The organism is Deinococcus rhizophilus, from assembly GCF_030271215.1.
Lineage (GTDB): Bacteria > Deinococcota > Deinococci > Deinococcales > Deinococcaceae > Deinococcus > Deinococcus rhizophilus.
In genome coordinates this window covers 1-3,441 of the sequence record NZ_JASNGB010000243.1, presented here as the reverse complement: position 1 = coordinate 3,441, position 3,441 = coordinate 1, and the positions used below count along the sequence as shown (strand labels likewise).

5 protein-coding genes and 1 tRNA gene are annotated in these 3,441 nt (G+C 74.1%); 1 reads left to right on the top strand and 5 read right to left on the bottom strand.

Annotation, left to right across the window (positions count from 1 at the left end):
• The 3 genes from QOL99_RS15950 to recX form a co-directional block, all read right to left on the bottom strand.
• Positions 1-459: metallophosphoesterase (locus QOL99_RS15950; RefSeq protein ID WP_285525266.1), on the bottom strand; the 459-nt coding region annotated here is incomplete at its 3' end.
• A 68-nt stretch (positions 460-527) separates the two neighbouring features.
• A tRNA-Pro gene (locus tag QOL99_RS15945) sits at positions 528-604 on the bottom strand.
• Between the two features lie 112 nt (positions 605-716).
• Positions 717-1,226 (bottom strand): regulatory protein RecX, encoded by a 510-nt coding sequence (recX, locus tag QOL99_RS15940; RefSeq protein WP_285525265.1) that lies wholly within the window; start codon positions 1,224-1,226, stop codon positions 717-719.
• 197 nt (positions 1,227-1,423) lie between these two features.
• On the opposite strand from recX, the gene rpsT reads away from it, so the two are divergent.
• Positions 1,424-1,699: a 30S ribosomal protein S20 gene (gene rpsT, locus QOL99_RS15935; RefSeq protein WP_285525264.1), complete on the top strand. Its 276-nt coding sequence runs from the start codon at positions 1,424-1,426 to the stop codon at positions 1,697-1,699.
• Between the two features lie 62 nt (positions 1,700-1,761).
• Here rpsT and QOL99_RS15930 read toward each other — a convergent pair whose 3' ends face one another.
• A complete protein-coding gene (locus QOL99_RS15930) occupies positions 1,762-2,139 on the bottom strand; it encodes a hypothetical protein (RefSeq protein ID WP_285525263.1) in 378 nt (125 codons plus the stop codon).
• A gap of 177 nt (positions 2,140-2,316) precedes the next feature.
• Positions 2,317-3,426: an aminotransferase-like domain-containing protein gene (locus QOL99_RS15925; protein WP_456318872.1), complete on the bottom strand. Its 1,110-nt coding sequence runs from the start codon at positions 3,424-3,426 to the stop codon at positions 2,317-2,319.
• Positions 3,427-3,441 lie beyond the last annotated feature (15 nt).

Here is a 3,441-nt window from a genome sequence, read left to right as displayed (position 1 = left end):
GGCCGCCGCCGCCGTGCTCAGGCGCAGGCGCTCGGCCTCGCGGCGCAGCAACCGGTCGTCGTCGGCGCTCAGGGCCTCGTACCCCGGCGTGAGCCACCCGCGCGAGCCGCACACGACCACCCGGCCCACCCGCACCGCGTCGTTTTGCACCGCCAGCATCCCTGGCGGCAGCGCCGAGCGCAATTTGGCAAGCCCCGGCCACCAGTAGTCGTGGTTGCCGCGCAGCAGCACCTTGGTTCCCGGCAACCCGGCCACCGGCGCGAGGTCGGTCATGGCGTCGGGCAGCCGCATCGCCCACGAGAGGTCGCCCGGCAGCAGCACGAGGTCCCCCCCGCGCACCACCTCGCGCCACTGCTGGAAGATCGCCTCCGGGTGCCCCGCCCAGTTCGGTCCGAAGACCGTCATCGGCTTGGGCGTGACGGACGCGAGGTGCAGGTCAGCGATGGCGTAAACGCGCATGAGGAGGCTCCGGGGCAGGGGAGGCGAGAAGACAAAAAGAAGCCTCCCGGTGGGGAGGCCCTTGACCGTGGTCGGGGCGAGAGGATTCGAACCTCCGACCCCGTCGTCCCGAACGACGTGCGCTACCAGGCTGCGCTACGCCCCGCCGAACCACGGCACCTGCGGCACAAAAAAAGCCCGCTTTCGGTGCGCCCGGCAGTCTACGCGGGGGGCCAGGGGGTGTCAAGGGAGAGGGGGGAGCGGCCAGCCGCCAGCTGTCACCCGTCGGGATCGTCCTCAGGTGGTTGCTGCTGCTCCACCTCCCGGATGGCGTCCCAGATCGCGGCGCCCCCGAAGCCCCGGCGGGCCAGAAAAGCGTAGGCGCTGGCGCGGGGGTCGCGTTTGCGGGCCAGGGCGGGCCAGCGCCTACGCAGCAACTCGCGGGCCTCCTGGGCTTCCTGCTGGGGGTCGCGGGCGGCGAGGGTGTTCTCGATCAACTCCTCCGGCACGCCCCGGCGCCTGAGGGTCTGGCGCACCCGGAAACCGCCCACGCCCCGGCGGCTGCCCTCGGCGCGGGCAACCCCGGCGTCGTTCTGGTAACCCAGTTCCTGCACGCGGGCGAGGACCTCGGCGGCCAGCGTGGGGTCGTCGGTGCGGCGGGCGAGTCTGGTCCGCAGCTCGGCTTCCGTGAGCGCCCGGCCCGCCAGCGCCCGGAACGCGTAGGCGAGGAGGTCGTCGCGGGCCTTTTGCCGTTCGGGGTCCGGGAAGAAGGGCGCCTCGTCGGTCACCCGCCCAGTATGCCGCTTGCGCCGGGATGCCGGGGGGCGCTAAGCTTCCCAGGCTGCCCCCATCCCCCCGGGGTGGGGCGGCCCCGGCCCCGTTATCGGCGGCGGCCGGGAGCGCCGAGGCCCGGCGCGTCGAGTTCCCCGCGCGAGACCGCGTGAGGGGACCGCCCCGCGAGAGCGGGAGAACAAGGAGAATCCCCATGGCCCTACGTCACAAGTCTGCCCAGAAGCGTCACCGCCAGAGCCTCAAGCGCCGCCTGATCAACCGCAGCCGCAAGAGCACCATCAAGACCTTTACCAAAAAGGCCATCGCCGCTGTCACGGCCGGTGAGGACGTGGCCGCCGCCCAGAGCAAGGCCGAGAGCCTGATCGACAAGGCCGCCAAGGGCAGCACCCTGCACAAGAACACGGCGGCCCGCAAGAAGAGCCGCCTCGCCAAGGCCATCAACCGGGCCAAGGCCGCGCAGCAGGTCTGAAGCCGCACGCCTTCAGAGCCGCCTCCCATGTGGGGGCGGCTTTTTGTGAACGTGCGCGGGACCTATTGCCGCGTCTCGGCGAGGTCGAGCAGCCCGGTATAGGCGTCGAAATCCACCACCAGCTGATAGCGCCCCGGTTGCCCGCCGCCCACGAGGTGCAGGGTCCACTCATTCCGGTCGCCCACCCGCTGACAGGTGCGCCCGACGATCTGGCGTCCGTCCGGCGCGAGCAGCCGCAGCACGGCCCGCCCACTCTGGACCGCGCAGCGGCCCCGGTAGCCCACCCGCTGCCCGTCCTCGTAGACCTCCAGGACGTAGCGGTTCTGGCCCTGCGCCCCCACCAGCCAGGTCGGGGTGAGGGTCACGTACCCGAAGCGCAGGCCCAGGGTGACGTACAGCAGGGCCAGGGCCGCAACCAGGGCAATCAGCAGAAGACGCACCCGCGTAGTGTAATCCAGCTCACGCGGGGGCAGCGGTGGAGTTCTTCGCGTCGGGGGGAAGCGGCAGGGCGTGTACCAGCCGCGCTATCCCCGCCCGCAGCCGCTCGGGGGGAAGGTGGGCAAAGGCCAGCAGCACGGCGGGCGGGCGCCCAAGCTGCGCGAGTGGCCCCGCCGGAGTCAGCGCGACGCCAGCGGCGGCGGCCCGCCGAACCGCCTCGGTCTCGGACAGACCGGGGGGCAGGGTGAGGTGGACATGCAGCCCCGCCCGCGTCGGCGTGACCGTCCAGNCCGCTCGGGGGGAAGGTGGGCAAAGGCCAGCAGCACGGCGGGCGGGCGCCCAAGCTGCGCGAGTGGCCCCGCCGGAGTCAGCGCGACGCCAGCGGCGGCGGCCCGCCGAACCGCCTCGGTCTCGGACAGACCGGGGGGCAGGGTGAGGTGGACATGCAGCCCCGCCCGCGTCGGCGTGACCGTCCAGCCGGGCAACCCGGCTGCCAGGGCCGCGAGCAGCACCTCGTGGCGGTGGCGGATCGCCTGCCTCGCCCCCCGCAGATGCCGGGCATAGGCGCCCGAGGCCAGCACGTCGGCCAGGGCGCGGGCGTCCAGCGTGGCGGGGGCGCGGTCGGTCAGGGGCCGGGTGCCCGCCAGCACGCGGATGACCTCGCGCGGGGCGACGAGGTACCCGCTGCGGGTCACGGGCGCGAGGCTCTTGGAAAAGCTGCCCAGGAGGATCACCCGCTCCGGCGCCAGCCCCTGCATCGCCGCCGGGGGTCGCCCGCCGTGGTGCAGGTCGGCGGCGTAGTCGTCCTCCAGCACGAAGGCCCCGGTCCGGGCCGCCCACGCCACCACCTCCGATTGCCGCGCGGCGGGCAGCAGCGCCGTGGTGGGGTACTGCGCCCCCGGCGTCAGGTAGAGCAGCGTGGCCCGCGCGGGCAGCGCGGCGGGGTCCAGCCCCTGCCCGTCCACCGGGACCGGGAACAGCGTCGCTCCGGTCGCCCCCAGCGCGGCGCGGGCACCGGGGTAGGTGGGGTCTTCCAGAGCGGCCACCCGCCCTTCTTCCAGAAAGACGCGGGCCAGCGCGTCCAGCGAGGCCTGGGTGCCCCCGGTCAGCATCACCATCTCGGGGGTCACGCGGGCGCCGCGCTCGGCGTTCAGGTAGGCGGCGAGCGCCCGGCGCGTCTCCAGCGGGCCGAGTTCGGCGTCGGGGTCGGGGGAAAAGGCGTGTTCGGCGGCGCGGGCCTGCCGTGCCAGGGCCTGCGCCCACGCGCCCGCCGGGTACAGCTCGGGCACCGGCTGGCCGACCCG

Bases quoted from the DNA above. Each gene is read 5' to 3' on its own strand.
- rpsT (WP_285525264.1), top strand. From the start codon at position 1,424: ATGGCCCTACGTCACAAGTCTGCCCAGAAGCGTCACCGCCAGAGCCTC.